The 20,098-nt window shown below is 59.9% G+C and carries 14 protein-coding genes; 8 read left to right on the top strand and 6 right to left on the bottom strand.

The window, feature by feature from the left end; all coding sequences use genetic code 11:
- Positions 1 to 318: 318 nt before the first annotated feature.
- The 3 genes from ACW9HX_RS12815 to ACW9HX_RS12805 form a co-directional block, all read right to left on the bottom strand.
- Positions 319 to 687 carry a DUF6124 family protein gene (locus tag ACW9HX_RS12815; RefSeq protein ID WP_457380903.1) on the bottom strand — a complete coding sequence of 123 codons (369 nt, stop codon included), beginning with the start codon at positions 685 to 687 and terminating at the stop codon, positions 319 to 321.
- Between the two features lie 374 nt (positions 688 to 1,061).
- Positions 1,062 to 3,473: a glucose/quinate/shikimate family membrane-bound PQQ-dependent dehydrogenase gene (locus tag ACW9HX_RS12810; protein ID WP_457380902.1), complete on the bottom strand. Its 2,412-nt coding sequence runs from the start codon at positions 3,471 to 3,473 to the stop codon at positions 1,062 to 1,064.
- Between the two features lie 91 nt (positions 3,474 to 3,564).
- Complete coding sequence (locus ACW9HX_RS12805) at positions 3,565 to 4,926, bottom strand: carbohydrate porin (protein WP_457380901.1); 1,362 nt, start codon at positions 4,924 to 4,926, stop codon at positions 3,565 to 3,567.
- Between the two features lie 300 nt (positions 4,927 to 5,226).
- Here ACW9HX_RS12805 and ACW9HX_RS12800 point away from each other — a divergent pair, with 300 nt between their 5' ends.
- On the top strand, positions 5,227 to 5,457 hold the full coding sequence (locus tag ACW9HX_RS12800) for a VF530 family protein (protein WP_007956650.1): 231 nt from the start codon (positions 5,227 to 5,229) through the stop codon (positions 5,455 to 5,457).
- A gap of 1 nt (position 5,458) precedes the next feature.
- A complete protein-coding gene (locus ACW9HX_RS12795; RefSeq protein ID WP_457380900.1) occupies positions 5,459 to 6,097 on the top strand; it encodes a Pr6Pr family membrane protein in 639 nt (212 codons plus the stop codon).
- Between the two features lie 15 nt (positions 6,098 to 6,112).
- Here the strand turns inward: ACW9HX_RS12795 and ACW9HX_RS12790 are convergent, their stop codons facing one another.
- Positions 6,113 to 6,898: a siderophore-interacting protein gene (locus tag ACW9HX_RS12790; protein ID WP_457380899.1), complete on the bottom strand. Its 786-nt coding sequence runs from the start codon at positions 6,896 to 6,898 to the stop codon at positions 6,113 to 6,115.
- The gene (locus tag ACW9HX_RS12785) at positions 6,895 to 7,470 is read right to left on the bottom strand and encodes a PadR family transcriptional regulator (RefSeq protein ID WP_457380898.1); all 576 of its coding nucleotides are present in this window, start codon (positions 7,468 to 7,470) and stop codon (positions 6,895 to 6,897) included. Before ACW9HX_RS12785 ends, ACW9HX_RS12790 begins: the two co-directional genes overlap by 4 nt.
- A 502-nt stretch (positions 7,471 to 7,972) precedes the next feature.
- Here ACW9HX_RS12785 and ACW9HX_RS12780 point away from each other — a divergent pair.
- The 6 genes from ACW9HX_RS12780 to ACW9HX_RS12755 all read left to right on the top strand — a co-directional run bounded on the left by ACW9HX_RS12780 (position 7,973) and on the right by ACW9HX_RS12755 (position 14,878).
- The gene (locus tag ACW9HX_RS12780) at positions 7,973 to 8,473 is read left to right on the top strand and encodes a CS1 type fimbrial major subunit (RefSeq protein WP_457380897.1); all 501 of its coding nucleotides are present in this window, start codon (positions 7,973 to 7,975) and stop codon (positions 8,471 to 8,473) included.
- Positions 8,474 to 8,554: 81 nt separating this feature from the next.
- A complete protein-coding gene (locus ACW9HX_RS12775) occupies positions 8,555 to 11,077 on the top strand; it encodes a CS1-pili formation C-terminal domain-containing protein (protein WP_457380896.1) in 2,523 nt (840 codons plus the stop codon).
- Positions 11,078 to 11,081: 4 nt separating this feature from the next.
- Positions 11,082 to 12,296, top strand: a complete 1,215-nt coding sequence (locus ACW9HX_RS12770; RefSeq protein ID WP_457380895.1) for a hypothetical protein — start codon at positions 11,082 to 11,084, stop codon at positions 12,294 to 12,296.
- 44 nt (positions 12,297 to 12,340) lie between these two features.
- Positions 12,341 to 13,084, top strand: coding sequence for a molecular chaperone (locus tag ACW9HX_RS12765; protein ID WP_457380894.1), 744 nt, complete (start codon positions 12,341 to 12,343; stop codon positions 13,082 to 13,084).
- Positions 13,085 to 13,118: 34 nt separating this feature from the next.
- Positions 13,119 to 13,619: a CS1 type fimbrial major subunit gene (locus ACW9HX_RS12760; RefSeq protein ID WP_457380893.1), complete on the top strand. Its 501-nt coding sequence runs from the start codon at positions 13,119 to 13,121 to the stop codon at positions 13,617 to 13,619.
- A complete protein-coding gene (locus ACW9HX_RS12755; protein WP_457380892.1) occupies positions 13,616 to 14,878 on the top strand; it encodes a hypothetical protein in 1,263 nt (420 codons plus the stop codon). The genes ACW9HX_RS12760 and ACW9HX_RS12755 overlap by 4 nt, the downstream gene beginning before the upstream one ends.
- 68 nt (positions 14,879 to 14,946) lie before the next feature.
- Here the strand turns inward: ACW9HX_RS12755 and ACW9HX_RS12750 are convergent, their stop codons facing one another.
- Positions 14,947 to 19,998 carry an NEL-type E3 ubiquitin ligase domain-containing protein gene (locus ACW9HX_RS12750; protein WP_457380891.1) on the bottom strand — a complete coding sequence of 1,684 codons (5,052 nt, stop codon included), beginning with the start codon at positions 19,996 to 19,998 and terminating at the stop codon, positions 14,947 to 14,949.
- Positions 19,999 to 20,098 lie beyond the last annotated feature (100 nt).

Raw genomic sequence — 20,098 nt, 5'->3', positions numbered from 1 at the left:
TCCCACCCCCGGATAAATCCCTCCACTCAGCCTTCCGATGGGGCCGGCACGTCAAGAGCTTTACTCGAGCTAACGCTCATCGTGTTGAGTGGTGAAGAGCAGGGAAGAGCAGGGAAGAGCAGAGGGAGAAGGTGATGGTGAGAGGAGGAGGGAGCCGATTGGGGCTCTAAAACCTGAGTTCGACTCGGTATCTCACGTCGGCGTACCTCTCCCAGACAACGCGGTCAGTCCCCTCTCCCTCCGGGAGAGGGCTAGGGTGAGGGCAGCGTCCTGACTGACTCACCGCAAGCCTGACTCCCGCAGAGACCTCATCAGCATTTACGCCGGATATCGACTGACCTCGACATTATCCAGCACCCGATTCACCGCCAGTTCCGCCAGCATGATCACCTGCTGGATTCCCAGGATCCGGTGCCGCTGCGGCGTATCGACAAAAGCCGCTACATCACTGGCCATGACACTTGCGGTAGCCAGGGACTCACAGGCATGGGCCAACAGGCTTTCATCGTCCATGTCTGGCGAGATCTGGAACATCTGGCTCGGTCGGCGACCGGGGCATTTTTTCGGAATGGGATTGAAGTGATGGTCGAGCGCGCGCTCGGCGGCTTCGTGGAGTTTCTTTGAATCGGCGGATTCGTAGGGAGAGGTGTCGTCGGTTTCGGGTGGATTCGGTGTTGGCTTTTTCATGATGGAACTCCATTCGGGATGTGGAGTTCGCCGCTCACTGCGACCAAGCAATAGGGTGGCGAACCGTACGCAGGTTGGTCGACCAGGGAATGGATACCCGGCAGGGCCGTTAGCCCTCCCACGCACAGTTCGCCATTAAGCATGCTGAAAAGTGCGCCATTCTAAACCCGGACGACCAAGCCCGTTCGCTGAATTTGCAGCGACCCCCAAAGCCTATCCACCCCATTTCCGAGCCACAACCGACGCGGCATGTCAGAAACATTCCCTGCAAACACCCCGTCTGTAGGACATAAACACCCGTGTAAAAAACGCAGCCCACAAAAAAGGCGACACCCCTCACAGGGCATCGCCTTTCCTTTTACCGCCGCTGAAGCTTATTCCGGCAGTTTGTAAGCAATCACATAGTCACCCATCTTGGTGCCCAGCGAACCGTGACCACCCACCACGAGCAGGACGTATTGCTTGCCGTCCTTGCCGGTGTAGGTCATCGGGGTCGCTTGGCCGCCAGCAGGCAGACGCGATTTCCACAGTTCCTTGCCGGTGTTCACGTCGTAGGCGCGCAGGTACTGGTCGAGGGTGCCGCTGAGGAAGCCGACGCCGCCAGCCGTAACGATCGAGCCGCCCATGCTTGGTACGCCCAGGGTGAAGCCGATCGGGATTGGCGAGCTGTCGCGGCTGGTGCCGTTTTTGCGTTTCCAGACGATTTTGCCGGTGGTCAGGTCGATACCGGCGACGTAGCCCCAGGCCGGGGCCTGGCACGGTACGCCCAGTGGCGACATGAACGGGTGCATGATCACCGCGTATGGCGCGCCGGTGTTTGGCTGCACGCCAGCGGTTTCGCTCTCGCGTTTGCTGCCGGCGGCGACTTTTTCGCGTGGCACCATTTTCGAGACGAAGGCCATGTAGTTCGGGCTGGTGAACAGCATCTGGCGAACCGGGTCGACAGAAACACCGCCCCAGTTGAACACGCCGACGTTACCCGGGTAGATCAGGCTGCCCTGTTCCGACGGAGGCGTGTATTGACCTTCATAGCGCAGTTCCTTGAACTGGATGCGGCACAGCATCTGGTCGAACGGGCTGGCGCCCCACATGGCTTTTTCGGTGAGTTCCGGGGCCAGCAGGTTCAGGTCCGAGCGGGCCTGGGTCGGTGCGGTGTGGTCGCCTTTCACGGCGCCTTGCGGAACCGGGATTTCCTTGATCGGGATGATCGGCGTGCCGTCACGACGGTCGAGGACGTACAGGCTGCCCTGTTTGGTCGGGGCGATCAGCGCAGGTTTGATGCCGTCGGCGGTTTTCATGTCCAGCAGGGTTGGCTGGCTGCCGACGTCCATGTCCCACAGGTCGTGGTGGGTGAACTGGTAGTTCCAGCGCACTTTACCGGTGGCCAGGTCCAGCGCGACGATACCGGCGCTGAATTTCTCGGCGCCCGGGGTGCGGTCGGCGCCCCACTGGTCTGGGGTCTGGTTGCCCAGTGGCAGGTAAACCATGTTGAGTTTTTCATCAACACTGGCCAGCGACCACATGTTCGCCGAGTTGCGGCTGTAAATCTGGCCTGGAGCCAAGGGTTCGGTGGCGTCCGGGTTGTTGCTGTCCCAGTTCCATACCAGATGACCGTCGCGCACGTCGTAGGCGCGGATCACGCCGGACGGTTCGTTGGTCGATTCGTTATCGGTAACGTGACCGCCCATGATCACCAGATCGCGAGTGATCGCGGCTGGCGAGGTGGAGTAGTAGCCACCCGGGGTGAACGGGCCGATGCCCTGGGTCAGGTCAACCACACCTTTGTTGCCGAAACCTTCGCAGATCTTGCCGGTGTCGGCGTTCAACGCGATCAGGCGTGCATCGGCAGTTGGCAGGTACAGGCGACGCGGGCACGCCTGAGCGACGGCTTTGCCGGCCTCGGAGATGACGGCGGAGGCTGCGTTTTCAGACTTGGCGTAGGCGGCTTCGTCGTAGTACGACACGCCACGGCAGGTCATGTGCGCGAAGCCCTTGAAGCCGACCGGGCTCTTGATTTGCGGGTCGAAGCGCCACAGTTCCTTGCCGGTGTCCGGGTCCAGCGCCAACACTTTGCTGTGGGCGGTGCAGGCGTAGAGCATGCCGTTGGCTTTGAGCGGGGTGTTTTCGTTGGTCAGTTCCACCGGGTCATCGGCGGTCGGCAGGTCGCCGGTCTGGATGCGCCAGGCTTCCTGCAGCTTGCCGACGTTGGCCGGGGTGATCTGCTTCAGGGGCGAGTAACGGTCACCGAATTCGGTGCGGCCGTAAGCCTGCCAGTCGCCATCGGGTATGGCTGGCGCGGTGCTGGTGGTGTCGGCAGTGTCGCGACCCAGTTCGCCGAAGGTTTCGCCCGGGTGGGTGAACAGGCTGGCCAGCGCGGTGACACCGGCCAGAATCACAGCCACGGTCAGGCCGCCAGTGCCCATCGGCGCCGGGCCGTTGATCAGCAGCGGGCGACGGAACCACGGCAGCAGCATCACGAAACCGAGGACAAACCACAGTGCCAAGCGCGGCACCAGTTGCCACCAGTCCAGACCGACTTCCCACAGCGCCCAGACGGTGCTGGCAAACAGCACGATGGCGTACAGGCCCAGTGCTGCGCGGCGACGCATCAGCATCAGAATGCCGGTCAGCGTGATGCCGATACCGGCCAGCAGGTAGTACAGCGAGCCGCCGAGCGTACTCAGCTTGATTCCCCCGGCCAGCATGGCCAGGCCCATCAGTAGAAGCAGAATACCGAGCAGGCCCGGTAGCAGGCGGCCTCGACTCGAAGCACTTTCGGTGCTCATAGTGTGATTCTCCGTGACGTTTATGTAGTCCCGCGCTGTAGTCACTTTAGATGACGATTGGGCGCGGGCATGGTTCATTGCAAAACTGAAATCAGAACGACGACTGGATCTTGATCCCGCCGATCAGTGCGTCATCGACCTTGTCCACGCCACCGGGGTGGCGGATGTATTGCAGGTTCGGGCGCACGGTCAGCCAGTTCGTGACGTGCACGCCGTAATAGAGTTCGGCGCTGTATTCGGTGTCCTGCGGTGGCAGGAAGGACGGATCGTCGTAGTCATAGACGGCGCGGGCCTGGTTGGTCGCCTCGGCGTTCTTGCGATACGCCGGGTTGACGTGGACGCGGGCCAGGGCGAAACCGATGTCGTCCTTGGCGCGGGCGTCGAACAGGCCTTTGTAGACCAGGCCGGCCTGGACGTAGTTGTCGATGGCGTTGGTCTTCTTGTCGTGCATCGTGCCGTTGGCGAACACGCTCAGACCACGGGAGTTGTCGCTGGCGACGCTGGTGATCTGCTGCTGCACGCCGAGCCACACGCCGTGCTTGCTCGAAGCGCTGCGATAGGCCTCGCCGCTCAAGGCAGCCGGCTGGCCGTTGCTGTCTTTATAGGCGTCGGTGGCCTTGGCGTTGCTGTAGTAGTAACCGGCGCGGTATTCGCCCGGCAGGCCGTTGAGCTTGGGCTTCCAGACCAATTCGATCGGCAGGATCGCGCCCTGGGTGCCGCTGCCGCTGAGTTTGAAGCCGTTGCCGCGATCGAGGTTTGACGGGTTCTGCTCGTAGGCGCCGACTTGTGCGTACAGTTCCGGCGTCAGGTGATATTTGACGCGTAGCGCCCATTGGCTGACCGGCCAGTTGTACCAGATGCCGCCGACCCAGTTGCCGACCTGGGAGCCGCAGAACGCCAGGTTCTGGAAGTCGCACGGGAAGCTGTTGAAGTCTTCGCCTTCGCCGAAACGGCCGACCTTGATGTCGAGCTTCTGATCGAAGAATTTCTGCTGGTACCACATCTGCGTCAGGCGCGTGGTCTGGCCACGGCCCCAGACTTCCTGGGCCGAGGTGAAGCCACCGACGCGCGGGTCGTTGATGCGGTCGTTGCTGATGTTGTTGCCGTTGCGTTTGGTCACGGTCAACTGGAATTCGGCATCGTTCCAGCCCAGCAGTTTTTGCAGGTCCAGATGGGTGCCGAGGCCCCACTGGTCGCTGTAGCGTGCGGTGCGGTCATGGTCATAGCCGCCGTGCAGGTTGCTGCCCATTTCGCCGGTGTAGTCGAGCTTGAAGTCGATGCCTTTCGCCGAGAGTTCGCTGCGGGTGCCGTTCCAGTCACCGAGCATATACGGTGATTCACTGTCGAAGGCCGGAGCGGCCTGGGTGCAGGTGGCGAGGCCAAGGGCGGTGCAGCCGCCGATCAGGCGCAGGGTTGAGATAGCGCTGTCTCGGGAGAACGGAAAATCGGGCATGAAATGGTCTTTCTTGATCTTTTTTGGGGGATGAACTGACCGCTACGATTTGACGCAGGCAGTGAAGCGATTCAGCAGAAGGGCGGCAGGATAATGTCCTGTTACAAAAACACAAAGTGCTTTTGCAGACATGAACCCTTTCGGATTCGGTAACAGTGCGTCAATCGATCACATTGCCGGGGTTGACGGAGCCTGCGATCTTGCGCGGTTCACCTACATTTGAAGGAAGGCCTTCCACCGGCTCAGCCCCTCGGCTAAGGTGCGCGGCTTCTGCATTTTTACTTCGCCCAAAGGCCCGGCATGAACGACCACAACCCCGATCCGCTGCACGGCGTGACCCTCGAACAGATCCTCAATGCACTGGTGACCCACTACGAATGGTCGGGCCTGGCCGAGCGCATCGACATCCGTTGCTTCAAGAGCGATCCGACCATCAAGTCGAGCCTGACCTTTTTGCGCAAGACGCCGTGGGCCCGGGAAAAGGTCGAGCGCCTGTACGTGAAACTGATGCGCACCAAGCGTCCACTCTGAGATGAACGCCGTGCTGCGGCGACGCCTGATCACTTCGGTTGCGGTGCTGGGCTGGGCGGGTCTGGGAATTCAGCTGTACCTGATTTTCTTCGCACGCCTGAGCGTCGGCGCCAGTCTGTTGGGCGGGCTGGTGAGTTTCTTCAGTTACTTCACGGTGATCACCAACACCCTGGTGGCGGTGGTGCTGACCTGTGCGGTGACAGATCGTGAATCCGCTGCGCGGCGCTGGTTTCTGCAACCCTGGGTCAGCAGTGGAATTGCCGTCAGCATTGCGGTGGTGGGCCTGGCTTACAGCATTCTTCTGCGGCATCTGTGGCATCCGCAGGGCTGGCAGTTTATTGCTGACGAATTGCTCCACGACCTGATGCCGCTGCTGTTCCTGGTTTATTGGTGGGTGTGCGTGCCGAAAGGCACCTTGCATCTGAAGCATCTGCCGTTGTGGCTGATCTATCCGCTGGTGTACTTCGCCTATGCGCTGCTGCGCGGGCATCTGTTGGGGGCTTACGCCTATCCGTTCATTGACGTGGCGTTGCTGGGTTATCCACAGGTGTTCGTCAATGCCGGCGGGATTCTGGTGGGGTTTGTGCTGATTGCGTTGCTGGTGATTGGCATCGACCGCTGGCAAGGGCGGCGCAAATAGCGCCGCCACTTGTAGTCACTCTTCTTCGGAGCCCTCGGCACGCCAGTAGCCGACGGCTTTGACGAACTGCTCGTCCAGCCCGTGATCATCGAGCAGTACCCGGCGAATCTGCCGCGAGACTTTCGTTTCTGTCGCCACCCACGCATACAGATTGCCCTTGGGCACCTGCAATTGTTTGACAGTGGTCAGCAGGTTGTCCTTGCCGCCCTCGCGCAGCACCCAGATCACGTTGACCTGCGCCGCACTTTCCAGCGTTTGCTGCTCCTTGCCGTTCTCCACTTCGATCACCACCAGCGCCTTGCGATTGGCCGCTAGGCCTTCGAGGCGACGGGCAATGGCGGGCAGGGCGGTTTCGTCGCCGATCAGCAGGTAGCTGTCGAAAATGTCCGGCACGATCATCGAGCCACGCGGGCCGCCGATGTGCAGGAACTGCCCAGGTTGGGCCTGTTCGGCCCAGGTCGAGGCAGGGCCGTCGCCGTGCAGGACGAAATCGATGTCCAGTTCAAGCTTGTCGAGGTCGTAGCGGCGTGGGGTGTAGTCACGCATTTCGGGCATCGGCACATCGCTCTTGCCGGCGCCGAGCACCAGGGTTTCCAGCGCGGCAGCCTGCTCGGCGTTCTGCGGGAACAGCAGTTTGACGTGATCGTCGGTACCGAGGCTGATGAACCCGGCCAGTTCCGGCCCGCCAAGGGTTATGCGGCGCATGCGCGGGGTCAGGTCTACCACCCGCAACACTTCCAGTCGGCGACGTTTGATTTCATGCATGACGCGGTGAATGGTCTGGGTATCGACTGCGGTCATTCGGCTTTCTCCGGGGCAGATTGAACGGCGGGGCCGTCGACGATGGCTTTTGCGGTGTCATTGAGCAGGTCGCGCACCCGCAGGATTTCTTCCGGGCTCCAGCGCCCGTGGTGCATCTGCAAGGCGTGGCGCAGGTTGTGCACCGCTTCATGGATTTCCGGTGGCCGGTCGTGGCCGCGCAATGAGCGCTTGCTGACATCGATGCGCATGCGCACGCCGTCCAGCGCTACAGCTTGTTCGCTCAGTGATTGGCGGCCGGCATCGGTGATTGCGTAGCGCTTTTTGCCGCCCTCGGCATCGCCGCTGATCATTTCGCTCTCTTCGAGAAACGTCAGGGTCGGGTAGATCACGCCGGGGCTTGGGCTGTAGGCGCCGTCGAACATGGTTTCGATCTGGCGGATCAGGTCGTAGCCGTGGCACGGCTGTTCGGCGATCAATGCCAGCAGCAGCAATTTCAGATCGCCCGGTGCGAATACCCGGGGGCCGCGCCCGCCGCGCTCGCGTCCGTGGCGTTTTTCGAAGCCGTCCCGGCTGTCGCCGTGCTCGCGGTGGGGGGAATGATGGTCTCTCATTTCAGTCTTCTCTCGTCGTGTTTAGATACAACTTAAGATATATCTTTGACGACCGGCAAGCGATTTTTCCCTGAGCTCGCCTCTGCCCTGACGAATGGTCGAGGAACCTGAAGACCTCTTTCGCAAGCCCCTTGAGAGAGTGGCTTTCTTTTGGGATGGATGACCGTAAAGTTAAAGTCGTAACTCTAGAATTGATTGAGTATGTACTCTAAAAAGTGTCATTATTGCCGAGTTTGTTAGTTGTAAGTGCTGTATGGTTTTTTATCTGAAAGTGTATGTAGGGTATGACTTACAGGCATTGTTGTTGATATTTGAAAACTGGCGTTTTTTCTTTCTGGTTATGAGCATCTTTAACTACACGTTCGTGGGAAGTTGCCTGCTTACTTTCGATTGATAACCGTCGATCATGCCCCGGCGTTGAAAGTTCAAACCGGCACGAACCGTCCGGGCAAGTGTTGTTTTGAACTTTCAATGCTCCATCCTTTAAAAAGACAGGGTATGAATGATGTTCAAGAAAATCGCAATGGCTGCTCCACTGGCTGCACTGGCACTGGGTTCTTCCATGGTGTTTGCTGCCGGCGAAGCGCGTCACTCCATCAGCCTGGTGGCCCATGTGCCAACCAACGGTTTCTACGTGGTACCGGTTGACCCTGACCTGGTCAGCAAGGATCAGGACATGAGCTTCAGCCCGATCACCGGCACCATGAAACCGGTCAATGGCTTCTTCGATGTGCGCAACAACAACGGGTCGGTACACGGTTCTCTGGAAGGCGTACCGAAACTGATCGGCGGTTCGAGCATTATCGATCTGGAAGTCAAGTTCAATAATGTGGTGCTCACGCAAACCCCGCAGATGGTGGTCGGTGAATCCGAGTCCGATGTGAACTATCGCGCACCGGTCACCATTACTGCCAAGGGCACCAACTTTACGCCGGGCGACTATACCGGCGCGGTGACCATGATGTTTGATGCTGTTACTCCGGTGGACAGTGTCAAGCTCTGACTTCCGAAAGTAACGAAAGCCGACTGACAGAACTTTCTGTCAGTCGGACTTCTTGTCTGTTTGTAATCAGAGTAACTGTTCATGTTCCCGATGACGCCCATCGCGGCTGCGCTTGCGTTGCTGTTTTGTGCCGCAGCTGTGGCGGCACCTGCGGCTTCCGGTACGACACCGCGAAGCTTGTTGGCTCAGGCCAAAGGTTTGCCGACGGATTTTGAAGAGCACTTTTTTGATGTTCCATTGGCCGTGCGGGTGGAGCTCGATCAACAACCGCTGGGTGAGGCCATGGTGGTCTTGTCCCGTGACGATCGCCTGACATTGCTGGAATTCACCGATACCCATGACAGCCGCTTCAGTGCCGCAGAGCGGGACGTCTGGGCAAGCTATCTCAAACCGGGCGTTGCCCTCGGCGCCTGTACCGGGCAATGCCCCGAGCAAATGCTGGCGGTGCACTACAACCTGGAAAGCTCACTGGTATCGATCGTCACCGAAAACGCCGAGCGCGACACCGAGGCCAAGCGCTTTCATGATCAGCCCGAAGGCGGCAGCAGCGGCCTCATCGTACGTAACCAGCTCAACCTAAATGGTGGCCAGGAACAGGATCTGGGCGGGCGTTTCGGCCTGGAAGCCAGCGGTAGCCTGGGCAACTGGAGCCAGACATTCAACATGCAACTGGCCCGTCTTGGCGGGCCGGATGATCAGCTGTATCACGCCGTGCATGAACTGCATACGCAACGCGAATTGCACGGGAGTTTCGTGCGCCTGGGCTACTTTACGCCGGCGTCCGAGGGCCTGACCCGTCAGCCCCGCACCTTCGGCACCAGCCCGGATACCACCGTGGGCTTGATGTACGGCAGTTCCGACAATCTGGCGATCAACTCGCCCAAGCCCAGCATCTATCCGATCTATGTCACGGCCAACCGCCAGGCATCGGTGGAGGTCTATCGCGACGGGCTGTTGATCAATACGCAATCGGTGCCGGCGGGGCTGCAAACCCTTGATACCCGGCCGTTGCCTGGCGGTATCTATGAAGTCGAGGTGCGCCTGATCGAGGATGGCCAGACCACGTCGACCACTCAGGAACTGGTGTACAAGCCGAACAACTGGCGCAACCTCGACGAGCGCTGGCGCTACAACCTGTTCGCGGGGCAGGAAGCCAAACTGCTCAGCAACTGGGACCGTCAGGCCAGCGGCGACCCCACGGCCGGCGCGTCGATCAATTATCTGTGGCATCCACGGGTGATTCTGGGGCTTTCGGCACGACAGATCCGCGAAAAGCTGCAATACGGCAGTTCCATCGACTGGACACTGGCCAACAGCTTCAGCCTGTTCGCCAACGTTTATCAGACCGAGGACCATGGCACCGGTCTGGACCTGCAAGGGCTTTACAACTATGGCGCCGGCAGCCTGGTGATGAGTCATAGCCGCAGCTGGCTGGATACCACGGACATTTACGACACGCTGCCCGATGGCACCCGGGTGCGTCAGCGCAATGTGTTCGTCGGGCAGACCAGCAATTCGTCGCTGGCGCTCAATCACCGGGTCAGCAGCAAAAGCTCGATCAATGCCCGTGTCTCCCACAGTGAAGGCAACACCGAAGGTATCGGTGTGGATCTGGGCTGGAATCAGCGCGCCGTGTTGCTCGGCAGCGATGCCAACTGGCGGCTTTCACTTTTCGACCGGCCCGGCAGTTTCAGCAGCGGTGATGCGCGCAATCGCGGGGTCGATCTGAGCGTCAATCTGGCGCTCGGCGGTCCGGGCCAGCAGATCACCGGCAGCATCGGCTCACGCACGGCACGCGAAGGCGGACGCGACAACAATGCCTCCCTCGGCTGGCGCAAGAATCTGCAGGACCATGTGCTGCAAAACGTCTCGGTGACCGCGCTGACCGACACCTATGGCGTCGGGATGTCCAGCCTGGCGAGCTTTCGCACCGACTCGCTCAATGGCGACGGCTTCGTCCAGCGCTCGTCGTACAACGGCAACTTCACCGGTGGCCTGAACCTGGACAGCACGCTGGTGATGGGGGGCGAGCAAATGGTGCTGACCAGTCAGCACGAGATGCGCGGCGCCGGAATGATTGTCGACGTCGAATCCGACATCGATGACATCGCGCTGCGTGCCGACGATTACAGCGGTGCGAGTGCGCCGTTGCGACCGGGCCGCAACTTCATCCCGATCACGGCCTATCAGAACAGTTCGGTGAGCTTCGACTTCGAGGGCAATACCGTTCCGGCCGCCACCATCGAGCCGGCACGGACCCGATATCACATGAACAAGGGTGGCGTGGAGTACCGCAAGGTGCGCGTGATGAAAACCATGACCGTGCTCGGACGGCTGGTCGACGCGCAGGGCCGGCCGCTCAAGGGGCACCACGTGATCAACCACGCCAGTCGCGGGGTGACGGAGGTCGATGGTTTCTTTTCGATGGAAATGAACGCCGGTTCGCCAACGCTGGAGGTGCGTCAGGGGCAACAGCTGTTGTGCCAGTTCCGCCTCGATGCCGATCGTCATCGCAGTGAGAACAACGTGTTGATGATCGGTGATCTGCGCTGCACCCCCGATACATTGGCCGATGTCAACGCAACCGATCAGAAGGCGGGTTGAACCCATGACAAGGTCTACGTGGTGGCTGGGACTGTCAATGGCGCTGGGCGTTTCGCCGGTACAGGCGGCCAGTCAGGAAATACGAGCGTTGTTCCAGCCCGATCCTGCTCACCCGAACAAGAATGAGTTCGTCAATCAGACGCCCGACAGCGGGTACTGCGCGACTTATCCGGATCAGTGCGCCGATCACAAGATGTTCAGCATCCAGATCCCCGTTCGTTTCAACTCGAACCGGGCCTTGCGGGCAGGGGATGCCATCGCGCCCAAGGCCCCTTCGAACTGGCGTCGCCTGACGGTCACCAACAGAGATACGCAAGAGACGGAAACCGTCGAGGTGCGCATTATCGGGGTCGGGTCGGATTTCATACTCAGTGATACGGCCGCCAATCTGGTGGGGGTGACGGACGCGCTCGAGGGCCATCAGAAACTGTGGACCACCAGCAGTTGGGTCTACGCACCGTCTCCCTGTCAGTACAGCGGTGTAGGTGCGTACACGCCCAATACCTACCGTTTTTTCTGGAAGGCGCCGGTCGAAGCGCCCTGCGCCAAATATGCCGCGTATGCCATCCCGGCGATCACGTTCAACACGCTGGACTTTACCTACGAGTTGCGAACACCCAATCCATTGGGCATGTCGTCCGGGCTGTACACCGGTTCACTGGCTTACAGCCTCGGCTCGGGCGGTGATTTCGACCTGGGGCCGTTGATGAGTCCGGACGATGGCAGCGTGAGTCTCGACTTCGTCCTGGACGTGCAACACACCCTGAAGATCGATCTGCCGCCGGGCGGCAACAAGGTGACTCTGGAACCTGCGGGGGGCTGGCAGACCTGGCTCGACAACGGTCGCAAACCGACCCGGTTCTACCGCGACCAGCCGTATTACCTGTCGGCTTCCTCACGCTTCAAGGTGACGATGCAGTGCGATTCGCTGGGCGGTAGCGAGTGCCAAATGGGCAGCCCGACGGGCCGAAGTGCCAGGGTGGAAACGAAACTCACTGTCCCCCCGGGAATCGTCGGCCCCGGTGGTGCCGATGGCTGGAGCGGCACACTGGCCCACAACCTCTGGATCGGCCCGTTCCAGCCTACTCACTATGTCGATCGCAAGCCCGGCAACCTGCGCTTCGAGATACCTCAGAGGTACATCGACAGTTTTCTGCAACCGGGCGTCAACGACACGCTCACGGGCCATATCACCATTATCTGGGACTCGGAAGTCTGACGATCCGGGCCGCCCCTTTCCATTTTTCAAAAAGGTTGAAGACGATGAAACGCCTGTTTCTGCTTTCACTGCTCGGTCTGCTTGGCGGGCCTGCGCTGGCCGGGCCACAGATCAATGTCGGCACGGTGTATGACTACCTGGACGGCGACAAGAGTACCTACCTCAAACGCGTGTTCAACAGCGGCGACAGCACGGCCTTCGTCAAGGTAAACGTGTTGGAAATCGTGTACGACGCCGATGGCAAACCGCAGGAAATCCCGTTGGAGAACGTTGCCGGCGGAGCCGCTCGCGATGGCGTGATGGCCAGCCCGGCACGTTTGATCGTACCAGCCGAAGGCATGCAGGGAACGCGGCTGTTGTACATGGGCGAGCGGACACGAGAGCGTTACTTCCGTGTGCGTTTCGTACCGGTGGTGCCGGAAAAGGAAGATGCGTTTGTGGTGGGGGAAGAGGAGCGCGAGGACTACGCCAAGAGCTTGTCGGCGGGGGTCAACCTGATGACGGGCTTCGGCACCATCCTGTTTGTCCGGCCCAAGGACACTCGCTTCCAGACAGCCGTCGAGGAAAGCGACCGCCGTTACGAACTGCGTAACAACGGTAACTCCGTAGTCATCGTCGATGAGTTCAAAAGCTGTTCGGTGAGCAACGACAGCGATTGCGGGGCAGTCACCAAGCACCACGTGCTGGCCGGCAAGTCCTTTGCCTTCGACAAGGAGAAGGGCCGCGAATACCGCTTCTTTCTGATCGAGGGCGACAGCAAGAAAACCCTCAAGGTCGTGAGTCGTTGATCCCGTTCTCCATTGACGCAGCAGGTAACAAGACATGATCAAGCAATGCGCTCGCCTGGCGATGATGGTGGCCGGCGGACTGATGAGTGCTCTGGCCGGGGCTGCCAGGGAAGAACACGTCTTCGAAGTGTCGCTGACGATTCCGAGCCGGCCGTTCTACGTCGTTCCCGTCGAACCGGACTGGGTGCATCGCACACAGCAACTGTTCTGGGATTACCCATCATCAACCTTGAGCAGCCTGCGCAAGGATTTCGACGTGCGGCATGACACCAGTGCAATCGAAGCACGTCTGGACAGCCCTGCCTACCTGTCGAACGGCCGGTCGGGTGAAGAGATCTGGCTGAAGGTCAGTTTCAATGGCGTGGTATTGGGACCCGAAGTGCCGCCGCGAGAAGTGGTGTCGAAGGAAGACGCAGCAATCGGTAAACGGGTCCTGCTGGAAATCGAACCGATGAAGCCCGCCGGTGGGTATCGCCCGGGAGACTACAGCGGCAATGTGATGTTGCTGTTCAACGCCAGGGCGCCGGGCGCATGAAAGCCGACCGCTCCCCTTTATCGATCAGCAGGCGATTTGCAACGATGAAAAGCGCTACAACCTGGATGGGCGTACTGGCGGCTCTGAGCCTGTCGGCGACGCAAGCCGCGAATCAGGAAATCCGGGCGGTGTTCCAGCCCGATCCTGCCAAACCCGGCAAAAACATGTTTATCAACGTGACCCCGAACAGCGGCTATTGCGCGGATTATCCGGCGCAGTGTGCAGACAACAATATGTTCAGTATCCGCACACCGTTGGTGTTCCAGTCCGTTCGTGCGGTGATGCCCGGCGACAGCGTGCCGGTGCGCGTGCCTTCCAACTGGCGACCATTGGTGGTGACCAACAAGGACACCCAGGAAACCGCAATCGTCGAAGTGCGGATCACGGGTGTCGGCTCCCAATACCACCTCAGCGCGCCGGCGACCAGTCTGGTCGGGGTGTCGGACCAGGCGCAAGCCCATAGCCTGCTCTGGGGCAGTGGCTGGGTCTATGCGCCGCCACCTTGTCAGTACGCCGGTGTCGGATACCACACCCCCACGACCTATCGGTTTTTCTGGAAAGCGCCGGTCGAGGCCACCTGTACAAAGACGGCGGCCTACATGATTCCGTCGATGGCGTTTTCCACGCTCGATTTTGCCTACGAGTTGCGCACGCCCAATCCCCTGACGATGTCGACCGGGCAATACACCGGCTCGATGCCTTACCTCCTCGGTTCGGGTGGGCATATCGATTTCGGTTCAATGATGAGGCCGCTCGACAACAACCTGACCCTGGACCTGGTGCTGGACGTGCAACACACGCTCAAGGTCGACTTGCCACCCGGCGGGAACAAGGTTTCCCTTGAGCCCGAGGGCGGCTGGCAGCGCTGGATTGCCAGCGGTACACCTCCGGCGCGGATTTATCGCGATCAGGCGTTCAACATCTCCGCGTCCGCTGGATTCAAGGTCATGATGCTGTGCGATTCGTTCCAGCCCTCCGGTCCCGAATGCCGATTGAACGGGCAGTCGAGTACGACCTGGGTGCACACGAAACTCAGTTTGCCCGGCGGCATCACAGGGCCCGACGGGGCGCCGGTCAAGGATGTTCTGCTAATGAACAACGCGTGGGTTGGCCCGTTCCAGCCCGGGCATTATGTGGATCGCAAGTCAGGCAACCTGAGGTTCGAAATGCCCCCGGACGCCATCGCTTATGTGGTGCGCCCCGGTGTCAATGACACACTCAGGGGCAACATCACGGTGATCTGGGATTCGGAAGCGTAGAGCCGGAAACTGCGCGCGCAAGGCAGCGACAATGTCTGCCTTCCGTGCGCAGGGCAGGTTGTCGGGTGTCAGATTCCAGCCCGAGCCATGGCTTCACGGGTCAAGCGTCTGCTCAGTTCCTTCTCCTGATAACCGATGTCCCGTTGCAGGCTTTCATACCTCTCCTGGCTCATTTCCTCGCCCTCCAGGACGTCCTCCAGCGGGACGGAAAGTTTCTCGGCAAGTTTCACCAGCCGCTTGAGCAGGCCCACAGGTTCCTGGCCCTGGCTTTGTGCTTCCTGCCACTCTTTCGTCAAGGACAGCAGTTCCAGTTTGTCCTGATGAAAGTCGGTGTTTCGGGCGAGCTCGCTCGGGTAGTGCTTGCGCAGGTATTGCTCCCAGAAAGATTGTTCGAGCATCTGGTTGACCAGTCCGTCGCCGGCCTCGGCGCCGAGGATGGTCGCGTATGCCTGGTTGACGGCGTTCTCCGTGACCCCGGCAGTCGGACGGAATCTCATGTCTTCGGATTGCCACGGCAGTTCCAGGCGCTTGGCCAGTCCGGTTTCATAGGCCAGGTGGACCTCGACCTGATCGGGATTGCCACGTCGAGCCCTGATATCGGCCCGGGCCAGTTCACCCACTTTCGCAAGACGCGCGGAACCTTTGGCCAGCGTTACCAGTTTGCCTTCGACTTCCGCCGCACTGGTTGAAAAATGTCGGGCTTCCGAAGCCAGTACTTTCACACCCATGTTATTGAAAAGCTGCGTGCCGGCATCCTCGCAACCTTCAGGCTCGGTAGACATGAGGAACAGTTCTTCGCGCAGCGGGGTGTCGATATCGATGGCATTGACCATGCGCCAGACACGATCAGTGAGCTGTGCTTTCGCACGTCCTCCTTGCTGGTAGTCGGCCGATCGGGTGAGTCCTTCCAGGACGGTGAAGAAGCCGACGGAGTCCGGTTCGTCCACCAGGTCATGCCAGGCTTCCGGTCGATAGACACCGGTACCGGGAGATTCGCTGTACAGGGACGCATCATCGGGCGGTGTCCACCGCCTCATCAAATCTTCGGCGGGGCGTTGATAAGTCACTGTGGGGCTGATTCCCACGGACTCGCGGTACAGCTCGTAAGATCTGAGCAATGTCGGGGACAGCTTTTCCCGGTCCAGTCGTGTGCGGGCGATGATAAATGCCTTGTCCGAGCCTGGCGCAACGTCCGGGATCGAGCGGATCCAGTTCCTGCGCAGATCCAGGAAAAAGCCCTCTGGCCTCGGGTGGTTGAACAGCCCAAGGGGCCAGTCGTGCAGATCCGTATTGGCCAGGTTCAACACCTTGAGTTTCGGCATGCGGTGGACAGGCGGCGGATCGCCCAGCGGGTTGTTGTCCAGCCTCAGGGTTTCCAGGCGGTCGAGGTTTTGCAGTTGCTCGATGGCGGGCGGCGTCAGCTCGATCATGTTGTCACTCAGGCGCAGGGTCCTGAGCTGACGCTGTTGGCCGATGCTCTCGGGCAGCGTTCTCAAGCCGCAGTTCCTGGCGCTGAGCTGTTGCAGATTGGGGAAGTCCTTGAGCAGGCCGTGCGGCCCGGGCGAGAACTGCTGCAGGTCCAGATTCACGCTGGTGACCTGCTCCAGAAAAGGTTTGAGATCATTCGGCATCTGCTTCCACCAGCGCTCCAGATTACGAGGCATCGTCTCGGTGGACAGGTCAAGGGTATAACCCCCTTCCAGGCTGGTACTGCGCTCGCCGAATGCCTCGGATTTTCTGTCGAAACAATCCATCAGGCGCTCTGAGATCAACTTGCCGCCCTTGCGCTCGAAATCCCAATAGGCGTCAGGCAGGCGTCCGGCGTCGTCCGGGTCATAGTCACGCAGGTAGCTTTTGCGCCAATCCTCCAGTTTCTGTCCGAGGACTTTGCGTTCCTGTTTCAGGCGCTCGATTTCCTGATGGGGGTCGCCTTTGGCGTGCAGAGAGCGGGTGAATGCAGCCACCTCGCTTTGATCGAAGTGCGGGTACATCTCCTGCACTTTGGTTTCGACGGTTTTTTCCGCGAACGGCCAGAGAATTTTTGACATGCCCGGGCCTCGCACCAGCAGTTCGGTCTGGCGTGGCGCAACGGCGCGCAAGGGCGGCCGGGCCAGCAGAGTCCGACGCTCCGCAGGTTGCCCGGTTCTGGCCATTACCCATTGTCTGAACATCTGCCCCTGGCCGGAGCGATAACCCAGAGCCGTGCGTTTTTCCTCAGGCAGGGCAAGCAGGACTGCCTCGTAGACATCATCGGCGTCACGCAATTTTCTGTGGGCTTCGTCAAACACTTCGTAGCGGCCATGTTCATCCCTGATCAACGTTCGCACGGTGTCGGCGTCCTTGGGGCCGGTGCTGGAGCGCAGAGGCCCGTCAGGGGTTCCATCCCGCACATCGATGCGCAGATCGCCGAAGGTATCGGTGTGAATCTTCAGGGTATCGAGGATGAGTCGTTCGGTATCCGGCGACAGCAGCGCCGGTTCGTGCAGACCTTCAACGGCACGTGCGGCCCGGGACTCAAAGGCGCTTTCACGGGCCAGATTCTTCAGTCGCAGCGGGATGCGCTGTTGTTCGGACATGACCCGTTGTTCGCCGTCCGTTGCCTGTTCCAGCAGCGGACGAGCCACCGAGGACGGCAGTTCCGGAACGGCATTTTGCAGCAATTGCACCTGCGGGTTTTCGGAGCGGTCCTTGAGTCGGTACTCGTAGTTGAAAATCTCGGGCGTTCGCCTCTCCACGGCTTGCGCAAGTGCTTCGCGCAAAGCCTGGATTTGCTGGCGACGGGGATACTGCCTGCCCAGCAGGGCAGCCATGTCCGGTTCGCTCAGGAATGCCGCCAGACGTTCCGGCAGATTACCGCTCAGCATGTCCTCAAGGCTGATGTTCAGCGTCTTCTCAGGCGCGGCGGCTGCATTTCCGTGCTGGTGAAAACTCCCCGTCAGGTCAGCCTTTTCATATACTTTCAAGCCTTTGTCGGCGGGCCATCCCGGCAGGCTCGGGGCAATGCTTTCGAACCAGTACGCATCGGGAGGCAGCGGCTGCCCGGTGCGCACCAGTCGGCTCATGGCGCGGGTTCGCTCCCAGACCTTCGAGCGGGTGAGGGTGTCTGTCAGCAACGCAGGCGGGGCGGTGTTTTCGACATGCATGCGACGCAGGGAATCTTGCGGGGTGCCGCTGATGCTGCGCAGCTTTTCCAGTTCGCTCGGGGTATGGCCCTCCACGGAGTGTCCCAGACGCTGCATCAATCTCGGTCCTTCCCAGTCTTGCGGCGTTTCACCCTCCAGGACCCAGGCGCCCTGGCCGTTGTGGCGCAGCTCGGGGGAGTAGGCCTGGGCCCGTTCGGGATGGCGGATGCGGTGCATATCGCTTTGCGGGTCGCGCTGCACTTCGAAGTATTTGCCCTCGATGGGCAGGACAATCTTGCCTGAGTGACGATGCAACCCAAGCGCATCGGGTTTTGACGTCTGTGGCAACGCCAGGGCCGGTTGCTCGTAGGGCGTGAGGTCCGGATGCCAGAGGCGTGTCTTGCCGTCGATTGACCGCACCGGTTTCATGCCTTCGACGAGAGGCGACAGTTTGAGCCGGAAGGCATTGCCGATTTGCGCACCACTGGCAAATGCCGCCAGTTGCAGAACATCGGTGACCACCCCCAGCACATGCTCGCCGGCTTCGGCCAAGTGCCCTTCAATAAGATCCCACACGCCCTCGACTGCCTCGTTGACGATCTGGTACGCGGTGTAGGCCAGCATGAGTTCGCCCAGAAACGGCACGAAAGGCGTCAGCACCAGCAACGCCACGTTGAATATGTCAGAAGCGATCTTCTTGAAGTTCTCCCACCAGGCCCAGCGCGCGCGGCTGTCTGCGTCGGCCGTCGATACCGCGATGACGCGGGCGTCATTGAGGATCTTGTTGAGCTGCTGCTGGTAGAGATAAGCCCACAGAGGCTGGGTGATCGGGGGCGCGCTGAATTGCAGCTGCGGTTTGTCCACGGGCGTTTCCCGCCAGGACGGGCGCGGATCCCCCCGTTCCTTTGGATACCATTTGATGTAGGTAAGCCGTTGTTGAAAGTCGGCGAAGAAGTGGCCGCGCTGCTCGTGATCGACGAACTGGCTGAAGAACTGGCGGTAGGTGATGCCGGTGGACGGTGCGGCACGGTTGTCTCTCAACTGACGGCTCAGTTCTTTCATGAAGTCGAGAGTCGAGGGGTATTCCTTGAGCGGGTGATCGGGATCGTGTGGCACGTAGGCGATCATTGTCTGCGAGTGCTGTTTTTGCTCGGGGTCCGGCCGGATGATCAGGATACCGGTGAGGTTCAGGTCCATCATGCCCAGCTCACACACCCGCATCGCTTGCTCGCCCAGCTTCAGGTGTTGCCGACCCTCGAGCAGTTCACGGATGAGCCCGTGGGCCTGACGGCTCAGATCTTTTTTCGCCAGCGCGATGTGCGCCGCCGCCTTGAGCGCGGCTTGCTGGTTACGCTGGACTTGCAATTGCAGATAGGCCTGGGCGACCGGCTCCTTGTTGAGCAAGTAGTCTTCGAGGTGTGCCCTGTATTGCGCGCCGATGTCCAGGTCCCGACACAGTGCCTGAAACTGGCCGACGCTGATTATCTTGTCGATCGGTGAAATATCGAACAGTTCACGTACAGGGTCCGTCCTGATAATGAAGGCGGAGTCTTTTTCAAATGCTTCGTCATAGGAGAAGTTGTGCAATGCAGCATCCAGTAATGACACTGTTCTTGCGGTATGTCCTTCTAAAGTCTGAATCGCCCACCAGCTGCTTTTTTTAGGTACGTACAAACGGAGAAAAGTATTCTTTACATCGACGCTGATGTTGAACTTTTCCAGTAACTTTTTTTTAAGTAACGGTTCGGCGAAGGCATAACTGTCCTGCAGTCGCGCCAGCATCCTGTCAACCTTGTTCTGCGCGTTCCAGGCCTTTTTGTTGGCGTTTCCCATGCGTTCGACTTGACTGGTCGGTGCCTCGCTCATCCAAGGTTCACGGCGCAGAGAGGCTCGCCTCAGTGCGTGACTTCGATGCAATTGCATATCGAGAAAAACGGAGTCGATGTGCGACTTAATCAAGTCGTAATGTTGCCCTTTGTATTCATTTGTTGCAGTCATCGCTAAAGCCTTGAGTCAGTCATGAGTTTCAAGGCTAACGTTCAGTGCGGTGAATGATTAGTTTAAAAGCTTGTTTCAGTCGTGCCGTTTTTAATAGTCG

The organism is Pseudomonas sp. SDO52101_S400, assembly GCF_054071635.1.
Note: the sequence above shows the minus strand (reverse complement) of the source record. Positions and strands in the feature narration are given on the sequence as shown.